The sequence below is a fragment of the Brevundimonas aurantiaca genome, from assembly GCF_014199955.1.
GTDB lineage: Bacteria > Pseudomonadota > Alphaproteobacteria > Caulobacterales > Caulobacteraceae > Brevundimonas > Brevundimonas aurantiaca.
Genome location: NZ_JACHOQ010000003.1, coordinates 155,705 through 174,069, shown reverse-complemented (window position 1 = coordinate 174,069; position 18,365 = coordinate 155,705). Strand labels below are relative to the sequence as shown.

General features: G+C 67.2%; 16 protein-coding genes. 7 read left to right on the top strand and 9 right to left on the bottom strand.

All coding sequences use genetic code 11. From position 1 onward, the window contains the following. Window positions 1–34: 34 nt before the first annotated feature. A complete protein-coding gene (gene glpK, locus GGQ93_RS08350) occupies window positions 35–1,531 on the bottom strand; it encodes a glycerol kinase GlpK (protein WP_182715064.1) in 1,497 nt (498 codons plus the stop codon). Between the two features lie 58 nt (window positions 1,532–1,589). Here glpK and GGQ93_RS08345 point away from each other — a divergent pair, with 58 nt between their 5' ends. From GGQ93_RS08345 to GGQ93_RS08335, 3 genes are all read left to right on the top strand, one after another. Then, window positions 1,590–2,570, top strand: a complete 981-nt coding sequence (locus tag GGQ93_RS08345) for a threonine ammonia-lyase (RefSeq protein WP_183216343.1) — start codon at window positions 1,590–1,592, stop codon at window positions 2,568–2,570. A gap of 66 nt (window positions 2,571–2,636) precedes the next feature. Then, a complete protein-coding gene (locus tag GGQ93_RS08340; RefSeq protein ID WP_182715066.1) occupies window positions 2,637–3,098 on the top strand; it encodes a MaoC family dehydratase in 462 nt (153 codons plus the stop codon). A 222-nt stretch (window positions 3,099–3,320) separates the two neighbouring features. Continuing rightward, window positions 3,321–4,481 carry an OmpA family protein gene (locus GGQ93_RS08335; protein WP_183216692.1) on the top strand — a complete coding sequence of 387 codons (1,161 nt, stop codon included), beginning with the start codon at window positions 3,321–3,323 and terminating at the stop codon, window positions 4,479–4,481. Between the two features lie 187 nt (window positions 4,482–4,668). Here the strand turns inward: GGQ93_RS08335 and GGQ93_RS08330 are convergent, their stop codons facing one another. Both GGQ93_RS08330 and GGQ93_RS08325 read right to left on the bottom strand, forming a co-directional pair. Next, a complete protein-coding gene (locus tag GGQ93_RS08330) occupies window positions 4,669–4,839 on the bottom strand; it encodes a hypothetical protein (RefSeq protein ID WP_182715107.1) in 171 nt (56 codons plus the stop codon). Between the two features lie 131 nt (window positions 4,840–4,970). Then, on the bottom strand, window positions 4,971–5,645 hold the full coding sequence (locus GGQ93_RS08325) for a YiaD family glycine zipper/OmpA-like lipoprotein (protein WP_152949280.1): 675 nt from the start codon (window positions 5,643–5,645) through the stop codon (window positions 4,971–4,973). 230 nt (window positions 5,646–5,875) lie between these two features. On the opposite strand from GGQ93_RS08325, the gene GGQ93_RS08320 reads away from it, so the two are divergent. Further along, the gene (locus GGQ93_RS08320; protein WP_183216690.1) at window positions 5,876–6,787 is read left to right on the top strand and encodes an isopenicillin N synthase family dioxygenase; all 912 of its coding nucleotides are present in this window, start codon (window positions 5,876–5,878) and stop codon (window positions 6,785–6,787) included. Between the two features lie 12 nt (window positions 6,788–6,799). On the opposite strand, the gene GGQ93_RS08315 is transcribed toward GGQ93_RS08320, so the two are convergent. The 6 genes from GGQ93_RS08315 to GGQ93_RS08290 form a co-directional block, all read right to left on the bottom strand. Beyond that, a complete protein-coding gene (locus tag GGQ93_RS08315; RefSeq protein ID WP_224764461.1) occupies window positions 6,800–8,740 on the bottom strand; it encodes a pilus assembly protein TadG-related protein in 1,941 nt (646 codons plus the stop codon). Between the two features lie 111 nt (window positions 8,741–8,851). Continuing rightward, window positions 8,852–10,756 carry a M2 family metallopeptidase gene (locus tag GGQ93_RS08310; RefSeq protein WP_183216338.1) on the bottom strand — a complete coding sequence of 635 codons (1,905 nt, stop codon included), beginning with the start codon at window positions 10,754–10,756 and terminating at the stop codon, window positions 8,852–8,854. A gap of 119 nt (window positions 10,757–10,875) precedes the next feature. Continuing rightward, window positions 10,876–11,586, bottom strand: a complete 711-nt coding sequence (gene mtgA / locus GGQ93_RS08305) for a monofunctional biosynthetic peptidoglycan transglycosylase (protein WP_183216336.1) — start codon at window positions 11,584–11,586, stop codon at window positions 10,876–10,878. Further along, on the bottom strand, window positions 11,586–12,551 hold the full coding sequence (locus GGQ93_RS08300) for a WD40 repeat domain-containing protein (protein ID WP_183216334.1): 966 nt from the start codon (window positions 12,549–12,551) through the stop codon (window positions 11,586–11,588). The genes mtgA and GGQ93_RS08300 overlap by 1 nt, the downstream gene beginning before the upstream one ends. Before the next feature lie 103 nt (window positions 12,552–12,654). Further along, a complete protein-coding gene (locus tag GGQ93_RS08295; RefSeq protein WP_182715105.1) occupies window positions 12,655–13,593 on the bottom strand; it encodes a pirin family protein in 939 nt (312 codons plus the stop codon). A 39-nt stretch (window positions 13,594–13,632) separates the two neighbouring features. After that, window positions 13,633–14,121, bottom strand: a complete 489-nt coding sequence (locus GGQ93_RS08290; RefSeq protein WP_054764449.1) for an Lrp/AsnC family transcriptional regulator — start codon at window positions 14,119–14,121, stop codon at window positions 13,633–13,635. Window positions 14,122–14,271: 150 nt separating this feature from the next. Here GGQ93_RS08290 and GGQ93_RS08285 point away from each other — a divergent pair, with 150 nt between their 5' ends. From GGQ93_RS08285 to GGQ93_RS08275, 3 genes are read left to right on the top strand one after another with little or no spacing between them, the layout of a single operon-like run. Continuing rightward, complete coding sequence (locus tag GGQ93_RS08285; protein WP_183216332.1) at window positions 14,272–15,519, top strand: 3-methyl-2-oxobutanoate dehydrogenase (2-methylpropanoyl-transferring) subunit alpha; 1,248 nt, start codon at window positions 14,272–14,274, stop codon at window positions 15,517–15,519. A 2-nt stretch (window positions 15,520–15,521) separates the two neighbouring features. Continuing rightward, window positions 15,522–16,646: an alpha-ketoacid dehydrogenase subunit beta gene (locus GGQ93_RS08280; RefSeq protein ID WP_183216330.1), complete on the top strand. Its 1,125-nt coding sequence runs from the start codon at window positions 15,522–15,524 to the stop codon at window positions 16,644–16,646. A gap of 1 nt (window position 16,647) precedes the next feature. Beyond that, window positions 16,648–18,363: a dihydrolipoyl dehydrogenase family protein gene (locus GGQ93_RS08275; RefSeq protein ID WP_183216328.1), complete on the top strand. Its 1,716-nt coding sequence runs from the start codon at window positions 16,648–16,650 to the stop codon at window positions 18,361–18,363. The last annotated feature ends 2 nt before the right edge of the window (window positions 18,364–18,365 follow it).

Genomic DNA, 18,365 nt, shown 5'->3' with positions numbered 1-18,365 from the left:
GTTCTTTCAGCGTTTCCCTAGAGCCGCCCGCGTCTTAGGCGCGCTCCGGCGCGGCGATGATGGCGGCCTTGACCGCGCGACGCCAGCCTGAAAGCAGACGGTCGCGTTCCTGAGGCCTCATTCGGGGCTTCCAGCAGGCCGGGGCCTCGGCCGGACAGGCCTGAAGATCAGAGATCAGACCCACGCCCAGGGCCGCCAGACGCGCAGCGCCCAGGGCCGTCATCTCCTGGAAGGCCGGACGTTCGACCTCGACCTCGCAGATGTCGGCGACGAACTGCATGGCGAAACTGTTGGCGGTGACGCCGCCGTCCACCTTCAGGGTCTTCAGGGGCGGGGCGCCGTCCTGGGCCAGGGCGTCGAGCAGATCCCGGGTCTGATAGGCCAGGGCCTCCAGCGCCGCGCGGACGAAATGGGCCGGGCCGGAATCCCGCGTCAGCCCGACCACGGTTCCGCGCGCCTCCGGCTCCCACCAGGGGGCGCCCAGGCCGGTGAAGCCGGGGACCAGATAGACCCCGCCGTTGTCGGCTAGGCTCTGGGCCAGGGCTTCGGACTGGCGGGATTCAGAGATCAGCTTGACCCCGTCCCTCAGCCACTGGATCGCCGAGCCGGCCGAGAAGATCGACCCCTCCAGCGCATAGGCGGTGCGGCCCTCGGCCTGGTAGCCGAGCGTGCCGAGGAGACGGCGGGTCGAGGCCACCGGCTCGGCGCCGACATTGGCCACCAGAAAGGCGCCGGTGCCGTAGGTGATCTTGGCGTCGCCCGGCGTGAGGGCGCCGTGGCCGACGAGGGCGGCCTGCTGGTCGCCCGCCGATCCGGCGATGGGCAGGGGGCGGCCGAACAGCGCCGGATCGGTCTCGCCGATACGGCCGGCGCAGGGGACGATGGCGGCGAGGGCCTGGCGCGGCACGTCGAACAGGACGCACAGGTCGTCGCGCCACTCGACCGTCTTCAGATCCATCAGGGCTGTACGCGACGCATTGGCGGCGTCGGTGGCGTGAACTCGGCCGCCGGTCAGTTTCCAGATCAGCCAGGCGTCGATCGTGCCCAGTTTCACCTCGCCCCGCGCGGCGCGCTCGCGCGAGCCGGGCACGGCGTCCAGCAGCCAGGCGAATTTGGTCGCGGAAAAATAGGGGTCGAGGATCAGGCCGGTGGCGGACTGGACACCCGGCTCACGCCCCTCGGCGGTCAGGCGGGCGGTCACCTCGGCGGTGCGGCGGTCCTGCCAGACAATGGCGCGGTGCAGGGGCTCCCCCGTCGCGGCGTCCCAGATCACCGACGTCTCGCGCTGGTTGGTCAGGCCCACGGCGGCGAACCGGTCGACCCCGCCCGCCTGGCGCACCACTTCGCGGCAGGTCTGGAGGGTGGCGGACCAGATTTCGCCCGCGTCATGCTCGACCCAGCCGGAGCGGGGGAAATGCTGAGCCAGCTCGATCTGGCTGACGGCGACCGGGCGCAGGTCGTGGTCCCGGACCTCGAAGGCGATGGCCCGGGTCGAGGTCGTGCCTTGGTCGATGGCGAGGATCAGGCTCATTGTCTTTCTCTCCCTGCGCCGTCTTGGGCGACGCCTGCGGTCGGGCTAAGGGGAGCATATGACGACGCACCTGCCCAGCTATGAAGGCGTTCTCGACGCCGCCCGCCAGATCGACGGTGTCGCCGTCCGCACGCCCCTGATCGAGAGCCCTGCCCTGAACGCCGTGGTCGGCGGCCGGGTTCTGATGAAGGCGGAGAACCTGCAAATCGCCGGGGCCTTCAAGTTTCGCGGCGCCTATAACCGCATCAGCCGGCTGAATGCCGAGGAGAAGAGACGCGGGGTGGTGGCCTTTTCGTCCGGCAACCACGCCCAGGGGGTGGCCGCCGCCGCCGCCCTGGTGGGGACGCCGGCGATCATCGTCATGCCGTCCGATTCCCCAAAGGTTAAGGTCGAGGGGGTGATCGGCTTCGGCGGGGAGGTGCGGCTGTATGATCGCTGGACCGAGAGCCGCGAGGAAATCGGCGCCGCCATCGCCGCCGAGCGGGGCTGCGTCCTGGTGCCGCCGTTCGACGATCCCTTCATCATCGAGGGCCAGGGGACGACGGCGCTGGAGATGATGGACCAGGCCGACGCGCCGATGGATCAGCTGTTGTGCGGCGCCTCGGGCGGCGGGCTGATGGCCGGGATCAATCTGGTCATGGCCGAGCGCAGCCCCGAGACCCGCGTCCTGGTGGTCGAGCCCGACGCCTATGACGACACGGCCCGGTCGCTGGCGGCCGGGGAACGGGTCGGGCGCCCGGCGGGGCCGCCCTCGATCTGCGACGCCCTGATGGCGCCCATGCCCGGCGTCCTGACCTGGCCGATCAACCGCCGCCTGGACGGCGCCCTGACCGTGTCCGACGCCGAGGTCGCCGAGGCGGTGCGGTTCGCCTTCCGCCATCTGAAACTGGTGGTGGAGCCCGGCGGGGCGGTGTCCCTGGCGGCCCTGCTGGCCGGAAAGGTCGAGGGCGCGGGCCGGACGACAGGCCTGATCCTGTCCGGCGGCAATGTCGATCCCGGGCTTTACGCCGCGATCATTGAGGGGCGGTTCGAGGGTTGACCCTTTTCACTGCTCCGGAGCTGGGTCAAGGTCTTGGAAAATAGAGAGACGGAGGAGAAGACGGCCATGACCCGGACCCAGGATCTTCACGCCTTGATCGGTCAGGAAGTCGGGGTGTCCCGATGGTTCGAGATTGGTCAGGATCGGATCGACGCCTTTGCGGACTGCACCGAGGACCATCAGTTCATCCACGTCGATCCCGAGGCGGCGAGGGCGACGCCCTTCGGCGGAACCATCGCTCACGGTTTTCTGACCCTGAGTCTGGCGTCCGCCATGAGCTATGACGCCGTGGCGCCGCTGGATGGTCTGACCATGGGCGTCAACTACGGTTTCGACCGGCTGAGGTTTCTGGCGCCCGTCCCGGCGGGATCTCGCGTGCGGGGCCGGTTCCGCCTGTTGGATGCAACCGACAAGGGCGAGGGGCGCTGGCTTCTTAAACATGAATTGACGATCGAGATCGAGGGCGCCGACAAGCCGGCTCTGGTGGGCGAATGGCTCGGGATGCAGATCGTTTCCGCAGCGAGCTGAAGGTTGGGCCGGCCCTCGGCGGAAGACGGAAAAACGACGGAACTCGGACGAATCTGCGTGTGAAGGCCAATTTCATCTGTAGCATCAATGGCACGGCGCCTCATTTCAGAGCTTGCGTCGTCAAGTTTCAGCCTCGACCTTCCACGGCAACGCTGATAAGAGCCGCCTAGGCGGTAAGATCCGCCCTAGGTTCTAACAGGCGGAGGGCTATACCCTATGCGTATGAAGACTATCGTGCTGGCCTCCAGCGCAGCGGCCGCCCTGGCCCTGTCGGCTGGCGCGGCCTCGGCAGATCCCAACGGTTGGTATGGCGCGATCGACGCCGGCTACCACATCATCGACGACATCAACGCCGAGTCGTCGACCACCGGCGCGAACTGGAACTATGAAGTGAACAACGGCTGGGCGGCCTTTGCTCGCCTCGGCTATCGCTTCAACCCCAACTGGCGCGTCGAGCTCGAAGGCGGCTACCGCTCGGGCGACATCGGCACGGTGCGCGCCGTTTCGGGCACCCAGGGCCTGTGCAACGTGACCCCGGCGACGGGCGGCTGCTATTCGCCGGAAGGCGACATCGAGTCCGCCACCCTGATGGCCAACGTCATCTATGACTTCGGCTATGAAGCCTGGGGCGTGCGTCCCTTCGTCGGCCTGGGCGCCGGCGTGAACCGCGTCAACGTCGACACCATCGGCAATCTTCGCGCCAACCGCGGCGCCGCGTTCGCCATCGACGACAGCTCGACCAAGTTCGCCGCTCAGGCGATCGCCGGTCTGGCCTGGGCCATTGGCGAGCGCGCCAACATCGACCTGACCTACCGCTATCTGACGGGCGACGCCTCGTGGGAATCGACCACGGCCGGCACGGGCGCCGGCGCCACCGCCTTCGGCGAATGGGACGGCGACTACGATCAGTCGCACACCGTGACCCTGGGCCTGCGCTACAGCTTCGGCGCCGAAGAAGCGGCCCCGCCGCCTCCGCCGCCCCCGCCGCCCCCGCCGCCGCCCCCGCCCCCGCCGCCGCCGCCCCCGCCGCCGGTTCCGCAAAAGCCGGCCGAGCGTCAGTTCGTGGTCTATTTCGACTGGGATCGCTCGGACCTGACGGCTGAGGCTCGCTCGGTGGTCGCTCAGGCCGCCAACTACGCCAAGTCGGGCCGTCCGACCCGCGTCCTGATCGTCGGCTACACCGACACCTCGGGCTCGGCCGCCTATAACCTCGGCCTGTCGAACCGTCGTTCGCGCACCGTCGCGGACGCTCTGGTCGCCCAAGGCGTCAACGGTGGCGTCATCGCCCTGGACGGCAAGGGTGAAACCGCCCTGGCCAAGCCCACCGCCGACGGCGTGCGCGAACCGCTCAACCGTCGCGCCACCATCGACATCAACTTCTAAGACAGGCGAAGGATCGACCCGGTTTCACCGGGTCGATCCCGCCGATCTCGAAGCTGAAGAGCTGAACGCCGTCTCCGAAAGGGGGCGGCGTTTCTGTTTGCGGAGGGGGTGTCTGCGACAGGTCGCCCCCCGTGCCGTGTCTTCCAGCATGTGGCGGCGGAAGAGGACGGAGGGGCGGCGCGGCGTCTCAGCCGGCTGTATTGGTCAGAGCCGGAGCTTGCGCGGCGGATGTAGGCAGAGAGGGGGCGAGAAGGGCCTCGCCGGCCGTGATCACGAGGGTGGCGCTCAGGACGGCGCAGATCACAGCGACTGCTGCGAGTGTCAGACTCTTGGCCAGGTCCCGGTCATCCGGCGTCATGGTTCCTCCCCCGACGTCCTTCTGGGAGGATCACGACGCGCGCGGGGATGCAAGTCACGGAACGGTGTCGGGCGGACAAAAGGCGGCGTCGCGAGACGCCGCCTTCCGGATTGCGGATTGTTCTGAAAGCCTCAGCCGGTAAAAGGCCGGATCAGAATCTCGACGCGGCGGTTCTGGGCCTTGCCTTCGGGAGTCGCATTGGACGCCACGGGGTTCCGAGAGCTGGCGCCGGCGACATAAAGGCGCTCGGCCAGGACGCCGCGACGCACGAGTTCCGCCGCCACGCTGCTGGCGCGGCGCTCCGACAGGGGCTGGTTGATCGCATCGCCACCCGAGGAATCCGTATGACCGATCACGTCGATGGTGGAGCGATCATATTCCTGCAGCACCCGGGCGACGTCATCGAGCACGGGCAGGAAGCGCGGGTCGATCGAATACTGGTTGGTGGCGAAGGTGACGTCGGACGGCATGCGGAGCACCAGATTGTCGCCCTGGCGCGCCACGCCGACGCCGGTGCCGGAGAGCTGAGCCTCCATGGCGCGTTGCTGGCGGTCCATATACTGACCGACCGCAGCACCGCCCAGCGCGCCGACGCCCGCGCCGATCAGGGCGTTCTTACGACCCTGTTCGCCGTTGGATGTGTTGGTCAGATAGCCGAGCAGGGCTCCGCCCAGGGCGCCGGCGATGGCGCCGGTTCCGGTGTTGTTGCGGACGGGGGTCGAGCGATAGGGGTCGGTCGTGGTGCAGGCCGCCGCGCCCAGTAGGGCGGCGATGGAGACACCGGCGACGAAAATCTTGGCGCGCATGGATTGGTCCTTCCGATTGGCAGTCTGGCGCGAGAAACGCCCCCCCTACTGTCTAGGTTCCAAGCTGTACCTTAGGTGAACGGGCGAGCGGTTCTTGAGGGACCGACGGCTTGAACCTGACAGGGGCGCGGAATGGGGGTAAGGAACCGCCGCACATTGTCTGAACAAGGACGACGCCCGTGAGCGCGATCTCGGCCCCAACCGCCGCCTCAACCATCACCCCTGTTTCCATGACCTTGTATGACAAGGATTTTCAGGCGTTCAGCGATGAGCTGGGCGCCTCCTTCACCCGGTTCGGCTTTGGGGTTGTGGCCGACCATGGTCTGGACGAGGCGCGTATCGCCGCCGCGATCGACGCCGCCAAGACCTTCTTCGCCCTGCCGGAAGCCACCAAACGCCAGTACCACCAGCCGGGAACCGGCGGGGCGCGGGGCCTGACCCCGTTCGGGGTCGAGGCGGCCAAGGGGGCGACCGCCGTGGATCTGAAGGAATTCTGGCACGTTGGTCGCGAACTGCCGCAGGACCATCCGTACCGCCGCTTCATGCGCGACAACCTCTGGCCCGTGGAAGTGCCCGGTTTCCGGGACCACCTTTACGGCATGTACGAGGATCTTGACGCGCTGGGGCGGCGGATTCTCCGGGCCATCGCGCGTTTCCTGAAACTGAGCGACGACTATTTCGACGACAAGGTCGAGATGGGCAACAGCGTGCTTCGCATGTTGCACTATCCGCCGGTTCCCGCCGATGCGCCGGGGGTTCGGGCCGGCGCCCACGAGGACATCAACGTCATCACCCTGCTGCTGGGGGCCGAGGAGGCCGGACTTCAGCTGAAGGAGAAGGACGGAAGCTGGCTGGACATCGCGCCGCCGCCCGGCGCCCTAGTGATCAATATCGGCGACATGCTGCAGCGTCTGACGAACCACGTTTTGCCGTCGACGACGCACCGGGTGGTCAATCCCGCGCCCGAACGTCGAGGCTTCGCCCGCTATTCGACGCCCTTCTTCCTGCATTTCAACCCGGACTTCCCGATTGAGACGCTGCCGAGCACGATCACGCCGGACAATCCCGATCGCTATGCCGGCAAGACCATTCTGGCAGAGGACTATCTGACCGAACGTCTGCGCGAAATCCGCCTGCTCTGAGGCGAGTCGTCCCTAGCGGGAGATGCGCAGTCGGGTGATGTCCCGTCCGATGTCTCGGAAGGCGTCGGAAAGGTCGGTGGAGCTGGACGCCTGGAAAGCCCGGTCGGGGTTGGTGGCGCACCGCGCCATCAGCTCGCCGGCGGAATCGATCGGACCGGTCATATTCTGTGCCGCGCCGATATCGAAGCCGACCGTATAGACGATGACGCCGACGGCCTTCATGTTTTGACAGAGCCGATAGGCTTGGTCGAAGGAAGAGCCGTTGGTGGCGGGCTGGTTGATATGGGTGTCCGCCCCGCCGCTGCCGACCCCTGCGTCTCCGGCGATCACGCCCCGGAAATAGGGGGTGTTGAACTCCCCGTCGGTCATCAGCACGACGGCCTTCAAGGTCTTGGTGGAGTCATAGGCGGCGGGCGCGCCTGCGCCTGACCACAGGCCGAAGGTCGGCGAAACCAGATACCAGCCCCAAGCCAAACCGATATGGCCCGCCGTCGATCCGACCGCCGACATTCCGTTGATGGCGTCGGTCAGGGTCTTCTTGACGTTGGTCAGGGGGACGATTCGGGAGGCCGGGCAGGCGTTGCCGGTTCCGGCGTAGCTTCGTCCAACCCAGGACGAGGTGGACGGGGCCGCATCCGTATAGGCCTGCGCCCCGGCTCTTTCCGACACGCAGGTCGTTCCGGGAAAGCGCGTCCAGGTTCCTGCCGCATTGACGAAATCTCGGTTCGAACAGCCGTCCACGCCGCAGACCAGCTGGCCGCCCGACGTATAGGCGGCTCCGCCCATGGGGGCGTTCGCCAATTGGGCTTGAGAGGCGTCGAGCGCCAAGGTCGCCGTGGTCGCGCTGACGCCGGCGACGCGGAAACCGATGTCATTCAACTGGCTGAGGCCGCCCATGCCGCTCAGGACAGCGGCGTCCCCATCGGGCGACAGGCCGTGGCGGGCCATGGTAATGACGATGTTGCAGTCCGCCCGGGCGCATTTGGCGACATAGGCCCGGCCTGAGAAGGCGGAATAGTAGCGGCTGTCCTTGCCGAGGAGGCTGAAGGTGTTGGTCGTGGCGTTGCCCACCGTAAGGGCGACGCCGTTAAGGGGTGCCATCGTTTCCGCGCTCCAGATCGTCACGATGTCGCCGTTCTTGAAGCCGTGGTTAGAGGCGGTGACCACGGCCGTATAGGCGCGGGTGATGCCGGTGATCGTCTTGACCGAGCCCGTCAGCCAGGTCGCTGCGGTGATGGACTGGGTGCTGGAGCCGAGCGCTCCGCGCGCCCTATCAGCATAGGTGTCGCCTACATTGACGCCCATGGAATAGGGAGCCAGGGCCACCTTGGAATAGAAGGGCGACTGGTTGTCTTGGACGACGATGTCGATCAGCTCCTTGGCCGCCGACTTCAGATTGTCGATCTTGCGGCCGCTTGAGCAACTGGCGGCGCAGTCGTTCATCGAGCCGGTAATGTCCAGGACCAGGGCCACCTCCACATCGCGCGAGGAGCGGTTGACCTCGGATCGCACCGAGACGGGCAGGGTGTCGTCCAGCAGTTGGCCGTAGGGCGGAAGCACGATGTTGGCGACCAGGGTCTTTACCCGCCCCTGAGCGGTGGCGATGACGACGCTCTTGTCGTTCATGGCGACCTGAACGTCGCCGTCCTGAACCGGCTCGAGCTCAATCCCCTTCAGATTGGCGCGAAGATTGACCAGGGTGATGCTCTTCAGCTCTTCCGGCGTCGTATAGGGAGACCGCGCGGCGGCCAGGGCGGCGGCGTCCAGGGCGTCCTGAAACTGGGCCTTGGCCGTGGTTATGCGGTGAATGTCGACGCCGCCCAGGGCCAGCATGACGATGACGGGCAGGCTGAGAGCGAAGATGATCGCCACATTGCCGCGCCGGTCGCCGCCCAGCAGGAAGGCCAGGGCCCGAAGGCCGCTGAGGACCTTATGGATCGGTTGTGGCGCCAATGTCGTCGCTTCCTTACAGGCGCGCGCCGCCCGCATGAGGCCACAATGGCCTCATGCGGTTAAAGGAAGGCTGACGGATCGCGGTTAACAGACCCGGCCTAAGGACCGTCTTCAGGCCTGCGACCAGCCGCAGTCATGGCCGCGGTTTTGGACCGTCAGCCATTGATTCAAAGGGGCGAAATAGTCGGCGACCGCCGAGGCGTCGTTTGCGCTCTCTCCGGTGAAGGCCTGAAGGGCCTCGGGCCAGGGCTTGGACTGGCCCATTTCCAGCATGGCGTTGAAACGGGCGCCCACCGCCTTGTTCCCATAGACCGAGCAACGGTGCAGGGGGCCGGTCCAGCCGGCCTGGCGGCAAGCGGCGCGCTGGAACTGGAACTGATAGATGTGGGCCAGGAAGTAGCGGGTGTAGGGGGTGTTGCCCGGTACGTGATATTTGGCGCCGGGGTCGAAGGCGTTGGCCGGACGCGGCCCCGGCGGGACCAGGCCCTGATATTTCAGCATGTCTGCGGTCCAGGCCGCGTTGTACTGGTCCGGCGAGGTCTCGCCGGAGAAGACGCCCCAGCGCCAGCGATCCACCATCAGGCCGAAGGGCAGGAAGGCGATCTTGTCGAGCGCCATCTTCAGCAGGAAGGGAATGTCCTCTTCCGCGCCCGGCGTCGTCTTCAACAGACCGATCTGGTTGAGATAGGTGGGGGTCAGGGCCGACAGGCCGACGAAGTCGCCGATCGCCTCATGGAAGCCGTCGTTCGCCCCGTTGCGGAACAGCATCGGCTGGTTCTTGTAGGCCCGCTGGTAGTAGTTGTGCCCCAGTTCGTGGTGGACGGTGTAGAAGTCGTCGCCGTTGACGTTGGTGCACATCTTGATGCGGATGTCTTCGGTGTTGTCGAGATCCCAGGCCGAGGCGTGGCAGACGACCTCGCGGTCGCGGGGGCGCACGATCTGGCTGCGTTCCCAGAAGGTCTGGGGCAGGGGATCGAGACCCAGGGAGACATAGAAGCCCTCCCCCGTCCTGACCATCTTCACGGGGTCGTAGTCGGCGGCCTTCAGCAGTTCGGTCAGGTCGTAACTGGAGGCGCCGCCGCTGGTCGGGGCGACCACGTCATAGATGTTGCCCCACTGCTGGGACCACATATTGCCCAGCAGATCCGCGCGGATCGGGCCGTGGTCGGGTTGGACGGCGTCGCCGTATTTGGCGTTCAGCCGGGCGCGGACATAGCAGTGCAGATTCTCGTAGAAGGGTTTGACCTGGGCCCAGAGCCGATCGGTCTCCTCAGCGAAGTCGTCGGCCGGCATGTCGTAACCGGACCGCCACAGGGCGCCGGTGTCGGAAAAGCCCAGTTCGCGCGCCCCCTCATTGGCGATCTCGACCATGCGGGCGTAGTCGTTCTTCATCACCGGCGAGATGGTGCGCCAGCCTTCGTAAAGGGCCTTGGTTTCGTTCGGGTCGCGGCTGTCGGCCAGGATCAGCGAGGCCTCGTCCAGGGTAATCTGCCGTCCCTTGAAGTCGAACTTGCCGGTCGAATAGGTCGAATCCAGACGGGTGGCGATCTGCGACAGCTCCTCGGCGGCGCCGGGGCGGTTCGGGGCGGGCAGGACGATGCCGAGCCGCAGCAGGTTCAGCTTGCGGCGGACCACCGGATCGACTGCGACGTCGTTGAACTTGGCCGCCTGGTTGGCGAACTGGACCTGGAGCTCGGTCGCCTCGGCGTTGACCTTGGATTCCAGCCACATGGTGTCGAAGGTGATGTTGGTGGCGCGGGCCCACTGCACCCGGGCGGCGTATTCGCCGAAGGTCAGCATCTTGGCCTCGGCGTCGGCGACGAACTGGGTCGCGCCTTCGGCGGTCGTGGGATAGTCGGCCCTCAGGCCCGTGGCCGTGACGGGGGCGGGGGTGAAGGTCTGGGCGCCGGCGTCGGCCTGAAGCGGCAGAGCCTTGTCCGGGGTCGGGGAGGCGGCGCAGCCGGCGGCGAAGGCGAGGGCGCAGACCGCAGCGGCGGTCGTCATCTGACGCTTCATGATGGATCTCCTGAACAGCGGGCGCAGGAGAGGTCAGGGGCGGCGCCGCGTCAAGCGGGGCGGTTGAGCCGGAATCGTTCTGGGCTATCGGCCTTCGGCCTACTTGAGCCGTCGCCGGGCTACCGACCTTCGGCCTGCTTGAGCCGGACGCAGTTATCCAGGCCGTCATTACGCACCGTTCCCATGGCGGCCTGGATGCGGCCGGCGCGGCGACGGACGTAGGGGCCGGGGGCCGCGGCCTGATAGCGGCGCGGCGCCGGCAGGATGGCGGCCAGGCGAGCCGCCTCGCGCCGGCTCAGGTCTGCGGCGTCCTTGCCGAACCAGTGCTGGGCCGCCGCCTGGGCGCCGTAGACGCCCGGCGCCCATTCGACGACGTTCAGATAGACCTCCATGATCCGCCGCTTGGACCAGACGGTCTCGATCAGGACGGTGTATCCGGCCTCAAAGCCTTTGCGGACCCAGTCGCGGCCGGGCCACAGGAAGACGTTCTTGGCCGTCTGCTGGCTGATGGTGGAGCCGCCCCGGATGCGCCCGCCCTCGGCGTTGTGGTCCAGGGCCTTCTGGATGGCCTCCATGTCGAAGCCGTGGTGGCTGCAGAAGCGGGCGTCCTCGGCGGCGATGGCGGCGTCGACCAGATGGGGCGAAATCTGCTTCAGCCCGCGCCACTGGTAGTCCAGCCCCTCGCCGCGCACGGCTTGGCGCAGCATCAGGATGGTGGGCAGGGGCGGGAAGAGGGCGACCCAGAGGACGCCGCCGACCGGCACGGTGGTCAGGATGGCGGCGGCGATGACGACCGCCCGGAGCCAGGATGGACGAGGCCACCTCGCCATCAGAGGATCGCCACCCCGGCGGCCCCGTCCTCGTCGGCCCAGGCGACCGCATCAGCCGCCGGGCTGAGGCAGAGGGCGACGATGACCGGGCCCTTGTTGGCCTTGACGAAGTTCAGGCCCTGGGCGGCCGGATGGGCGACCCAGACCCGGCCGTCGTTCAGGCCGGCGGCCAGCAGGCCGTGGTTCACGCGGGCCGAGACCAGATTGATCCGGCTGGCCTCGTCATAGCCGATCTCGGTCGCCTCGCGGCCCATCGGGCCGTTGGAGCCGATGAAGGGCCAAAGCACGGCGCCCTGGGCGCCCGAGGTGGCCAGCAGCTGGCCGTTCGCCAGGAAGGCCAGGGAGCGGACCTTGGATGGATAGCCGCCCATCCGCAGATTCTTGGCGTCCTTCAGCCGCCAGCCGTGAAGCTGATTATCCTGCATGGTGGTGACGACGAAGGCGCCGTCGGGCGAGAAGGCCACGCCGGTGTGCGACCCGGCCCAGCTCAGCCTGGTCGGCTGCTGCTTCTCGATCCGGGCGTACCAGAGGGCCGCGCCGCCGTAGGTCGAGGCGGCGATGCGCCGTCCCTTGGGTTCGAAGGCCACGCCGGAGACGGTGCGTTCATGCTGGAAGTCGCGCCGGAAACCCGGTTCGGACGGATCGATCACCGACAGGGTGCGCCCCCAGGAAAAGGCGATCAGGCCCGACGCTGGCGAGGCGTCCACGGCGTCGATCCACTGGTTCTTCGCCTCGGCCAAGACCGCAGGCTCGACGCCGGGGCGGCTCCAGACCAGCCGACCGTCGTCGCCGCCGGTCACCACCCCTTCGCCGGACGGATGAACCGCGGCGCACAGGACGGCGCCGTCATGCGCCTGGACCGTCGCGCCGTCGGCGAACCGGACCGAGCCGTCGCCGAGGGCGAAGACGGCGCCGGTGTTGTCGAACAGGGCGGCGGTGACCTGGGCGTCGAATGCGAAGTTCATGCGCGAGGCGTTAGCCGGTTGCAGGGGCGGGGGCAAATGGGGGAGAACAAGTCATCCGTTTCTCCCCCCCCCCGGAACGGGGAGAGAGAATGCGGGTGCGCCCTCAGACCGGATCTGTCGGCTTGGGTTCGACCGGGGCCGGGGCGGCCTGGGCTTGGACCGGCTCCTCCGGAAGGGGGATGAACTCCAGATCGTCCTCGCTCGGGAGTTTCATCCGACCGGCCTTCCAGTCGGCCTTGGCCTGGTCGATGCGGGCCTGGCTGGAGGCGACGAAGTTCCACCAGATCAGCCGTTCGCCCACCGGCTCGCCGCCAAGGACCATGACGGTCGATTGCACTAGGGCCTTGACCGTCGGCTCGGCCGTCGGCTCCAGCACGATCATCTGGCCTTCATGGAAGGTGCGGTCGCCCACTTCGATCGCCCCCTTGGCCACGAACAGGGCCCGCTCGCTCATGCCGCCGCCGCCCTTGCCCGGAGGCGGAGCGGTGCGGACGCCGGGCTGAAGCTCCCAGTGCACATAGAAGAGGGGCGAGGACACCGGCGCGCTCGCCTTGGCGCCATAGGCTTCTCCGGCCACCAGACGCGCGAACAGGCCGCCGTTCTCATAGGAAGGCTGGGCGTCCTCGCCCAGATGATGAAAGGAGGGGTCGATTTCCTCGGCCTCGTCGGGCAGGGCGACCCAGGCCTGCATGCCGTGCATCGGCCCGCCGCGGCTCTTCTTCAGTGGGTCGGTGCGCTCGGAATGGACGATGCCCTTGCCGGCCGTCATCCAGTTCACCTCGCCGGGGCGGATGGGCTGGTTATAGCCGAGATTGTCGTGGTGCAGGATCTCGCCCTCGAACAGATAGGTGAGGGTCGACAGGCCGATGTGGGGGTGCGGCCGCACATCAATGGCGGCGGCGCCCGGCGCAAACTCGGCCGGGCCCATCTGATCCAGGAAGATGAAGGGCCCGACCATCCGGCGCGAATGGAAGGGCAGGACGCGGCCGACCTCGAACCCGCCCAGGTCCTTACGGCGCGCGTCGATCACCAGTTCGATCATGTTCGGCATCCCCTCGGCGGAAGACGCCGCCGAACGGTCTTATCCGACGTGAGGGGTCACTATGCCAAGAGGCAGGGCGGTCACATTCTTCACGCCGCGGGTGACGATATGGCTCTCGCAGTCTGAGACGATGCCCAGGGCCAGCAGCTTTTCGCGCAGGAACTTGTCGAAGGCGTGCATGTCGGAGGTGATGATTCGCAGCACATAGTCCTCGCGGCCCGTGATGGTGGCGCACTGGACCACTTCCGGCCATTTGGCGACCGCCGCCTCGAAGATGTCGAGGTTCTCGGCCGAGGGCAGCATCAGTTTGACGATGGCGTAGACCTCGAAATCCAGGCCCAGCAGCTTGGCGTTCAGCAGGGTGACGCGCTTGGTGATCAGGCCGGAATCTTCCAGCCGTTTGATGCGCCGCCAGCAGGGCGAGGCCGACAACCCGACCCGATCCGCCACTTCGGCGACCGACAGTCCGGCGTCTTGTTGCAGGATATCCAGGATCCGGGCGTCGATGGGATCGAGTTCGTCCGCCAATGCGTTTCTCCGATTGTGGTTATGGCGAAATAAAATACCCTAAATAGGGATTTTGCAAGGTCAATTTGAGCGAGCGCCTGCTTAGGGGCCGTGTTATCACACGTCCAGAGGAAACACGGACGCATCCTCCGAACGGAACCGGACGCCCGCATGAACGACAAAATGAGCCAAAAGAACAGTCGCCCCCTTTCTTTGCGCGTGCCTGAACCCTCGGGTCGGCCGGGCGACGCGCCGGATTTCAGCCATCTGACGATGGACCCCGCCGGAGCCGTGGATCGGCCGGAGGTTTCGACGGCGCCCTATGAGATGCGCGATCACGCCTTTCGACTGATCCGGGTGCTGGACGAGGATGGAAACGCCGTCGGGCCGTGGAATCCGCGCCTGGACCCCGAGACACTTCGTCGCGGCCTGAAGGCCATGATCCTGACCCGCGCCTTCGACGACCGGATGCACCGCGCCCACCGTCAGGGCAAGACCAGCTTCTATATGAAGTGCACCGGCGAGGAGGCCATCGCAGTCGCCCAAGGCATGATCCTGAGCCGCGAGGACATGGGCTTCCCCACCTATCGCCAGCAGGGGCTGCTGATCGCGCGCGGCTATCCGCTGACGGCGATGATGAACCAGATCTATTCCAACGCCGAAGACCCGATCAAAGGCCGCCAGCTGCCGATCATGTATTCGGCCAAGGACTACGGCTTCTTCACCATCAGCGGCAATCTGGGCACCCAGGTCCCCCAGGCGGTCGGCTGGGCCATGGCCAGCGCCTACAAGGGCGACGACAAGATCGCCATCAGCTGGATCGGCGACGGCGCCACGGCCGAGGGCGACTTCCACAACGCCCTGACCTTCGCCAGCGTCTATCGCGCCCCGGTCATCCTGAACATCGTCAACAACCAGTGGGCTATTTCGTCCTTCCAGGGCATCGCCGGCGGGCTGGAGACCACCTTCGCCTCCAAGGCCATCGGCTACGGCCTGCCGGCCCTGCGGGTGGACGGCAACGACTTTCTTGCGGTGTGGGCCGCGACCCAGTGGGCCGAGGAGCGCGCCCGCTCGAACCTAGGGGCGACGGTGATCGAGCTGTTCACCTATCGCGGCGCCCCGCATTCGACCTCGGACGACCCCAGCCGCTATCGCCCCGGCGACGAGCACGAGAAATGGCCGCTGGGCGATCCGATCGAGCGGCTGCGCCAGCATCTGACGCTGATCGGCGAATGGGATGATGAGCGCCACACGGCGGCGCTCAAGGAGGCGGTCGAACAGGTTCGCGCCGCCGGCAAGGAGTCCGAGGCCATCGGCACCCTGGGCCAGTCGCGTCCCAGCGTGAAGACCATGTTCGAGGAGGTCTATGCGACCGAGGACTGGCGCCTGGTCGAACAGCGTCGCGAGGTGGGGGTCTGATCATGAGCGAGCAAACCACCTTTATCGAAGCGGATCGTACTGACGGAGTCGAACCGGACATGGTCGATCAGAACGCCGCTCCCGCTTCGGAAGCGACCGGCGCCGGCGTCGTTCCGATGAACATGATCCAGGCCCTGAACTCGGCCCTGGACGTCAAGATGGCCGAGGATCCGAACGTCCTGTCGTTCGGCGAGGACGCCGGCTATTTCGGCGGGGTCTTCCGCGTCACCGACAAGCTGCAGCAGAAGCACGGCCTGACCCGCAGCTTCGACGCCCCGATCAGCGAATGCGGCATCGTCGCCGCCGCCATCGGCATGGGCGCCTATGGTCTGCGTCCGGTCGTGGAGATCCAGTTCGCCGACTACATCTATCCGGCCTACGACCAGATCGTCTCCGAAGCGGCCAAGATGCGCTATCGCTCGGGCGGCCAGTTCACCAGCCCCATCGTGGTCCGCAGCCCCTATGGCGGCGGCATCTTCGGCGGCCAGACCCACAGCCAGTCGCCGGAAAGCCTGTTCACCCATATCGCCGGGCTGAAGGTCGTCATTCCGTCCAACCCCTATGACGCCAAGGGCCTGTTGATCGCCGCCGTCGAGGATGACGACCCGGTCGTCTTCTTCGAGCCGAAGCGCCTGTACAACGGCCCGTTCGACGGCTGGCACGAGAAGCCGGTCTCGCCGTGGAAGGCGCAAGAATTGGCGCAGGTTCCGACGGGCAAATATGTCGAGCCGATCGGCAAGGCGCGCGTGATGCGCGAAGGAAACGACGTCACCATCCTGGCCTATGGCACAATGGTCTGGGTGGCGCTGGCGGGAGCCGAACACGCCGGCGTGGACGCCGAGGTGATCGACCTGCGCTCGCTCGTGCCGCTGGACATCGAGGCCATCGAGGCCAGCGTGAAAAAGACCGGCCGATGCGTCATCGTGCACGAGGCGCCCAAGACCTCGGGCTTCGGCGGCGAACTGTCGGCCCTGGTGCAGGAGCGTTGCTTCTATCACCTGGAGGCGCCGATCGCCCGCGTCACCGGCTGGGACACCCCCTATCCCCATGCTTTCGAATGGGAATATTTCCCCGGACCGCAACGGGTTTCAGACGCCGCGAAGAGCGTCATGGCCGGAGGACGTTAAGATGGGTCGTTTCGTCTTCAAACTGCCCGACGTGGGCGAAGGCACCGCCGAGGCCGAACTGGTCGGCTGGCACGTCAAGGTCGGCAATACGGTCGCCGAGGACCAGATCGTCGCCGACGTGATGACCGACAAGGCCACCGTAGAGATCACCGCGCCTGTGTCCGGCAAGGTCATCGCCCTGCACGGCGAGCCCGGCGCCATGGTGCCGGTGCGCGGGCCGTTGGTCGAGTTCGAGGTCGAGGGGGCGGGGAATGCGGAAGAGAGCCCCTCCGTCTCTCCGCTGCGCTCCGAGCCACCTCCCCCCGCTTCGCGCGGGGAGGAGACAGTAGCGGCATCGTCTCCTCCCCACGCCAGTGGGGAGGGGGACCGCGCGAAGCGTGGTGGAGGGGCTCTTGACGCCCCCCAGGCCTCCACCGGCAACTATGTCTTCAAACTGCCCGACGTCGGCGAAGGCACGGCCGAGGCCGAACTGGTCGGCTGGCACGTCAAGGTCGGGGATGCGGTCGAGGAAGACCAGATCCTGGCCGACGTCATGACCGACAAGGCCACGGTCGAGATCACCTCGCCGGTCGCCGGAACGGTCGTCGCCCTGTACGGCGAGGCGGGCAAGGCCGTGCCGGTCGGCGGGCCGCTGGTGGCCTTCGATGTGGCCGGGGCCGGCAATGTCGCCAAGAGCCCCGTTCAGGCCCCCTCCGTCGCCTCCGGCGCTGCTTCCCCCAAGGGGGGAGGATCGACGCCGGCAGCCCCACCAAAATCTCCCCCCCCTGGGGGGAGCACCCGCGCAGCGGGGGAGGGGGGCAAACCGGCCCCCGCCCTGACCGGCCGGGCCCCCGGCGAACGCCCCCTGGCCTCGCCCGCCGTGCGCAACCGCGCGCGCGACCTGGGCGTCGATCTGACCTTCGTGCCCGGCTCCGGCCCGGCCGGACGGATCACCCACGAGGATCTGGACGGCTTCATCGCCCGCGGCGGCCAGGTTCCGACGTCCGCCGCTCCGGCCGGCGGCTCGCCCTTCGCCCGCGCCGAAGGGACCACCGAGGTCAAGATCATCGGCCTGCGCCGCAAGATCGCGGAGAAGATGGCCGAGAGCGTGCGCCGCATTCCGCACATCACCTATGTCGAGGAAATCGACATGACGGCGCTGGAGGAGCTGCGGGCCCATCTGAACGCGACCAAGGCGAAGGATCAGCCCAAGCTGAACCTGCTGCCCTTCATCGCCCGCGCCATCGTGGTGGCCCTGCGCGATCAGCCGCAGATCAACGCCCATTATGACGACGAGGCGGGCGTCCTGATCCAGCACGCCCCGGTCCATCTGGGCATAGCCGCCCAGACGCCGAACGGCCTGATGGTGCCTGTGGTCCGCCACGCCGAGGCGCGCGACGCCTGGGATACGGCGCTGGAGATCGCCCGCGTCTCGGGCGCGGCCAAGGACGGTTCGGCCAAGCGCGAGGAACTGTCGGGCTCGACCATCACAATCACCTCGCTGGGGACCCTGGGCGGGGTGGTCCACACCCCGATCATCAACCACCCCGAGGTCGCCATTGTCGGTCCCAACAAGATCGCCGACCGGGTCGTGGTCAAGGACGGCCAGATGGTCGTGCGCAAGATGATGAACCTGTCGTCCAGTTTCGATCACCGGATCGTCGACGGCCATGATGCGGCGGTGTTCGTGCAGCGGATCAAGGGCCTGCTGGAACAGCCCGCGACCTTGTGGATGTGAGC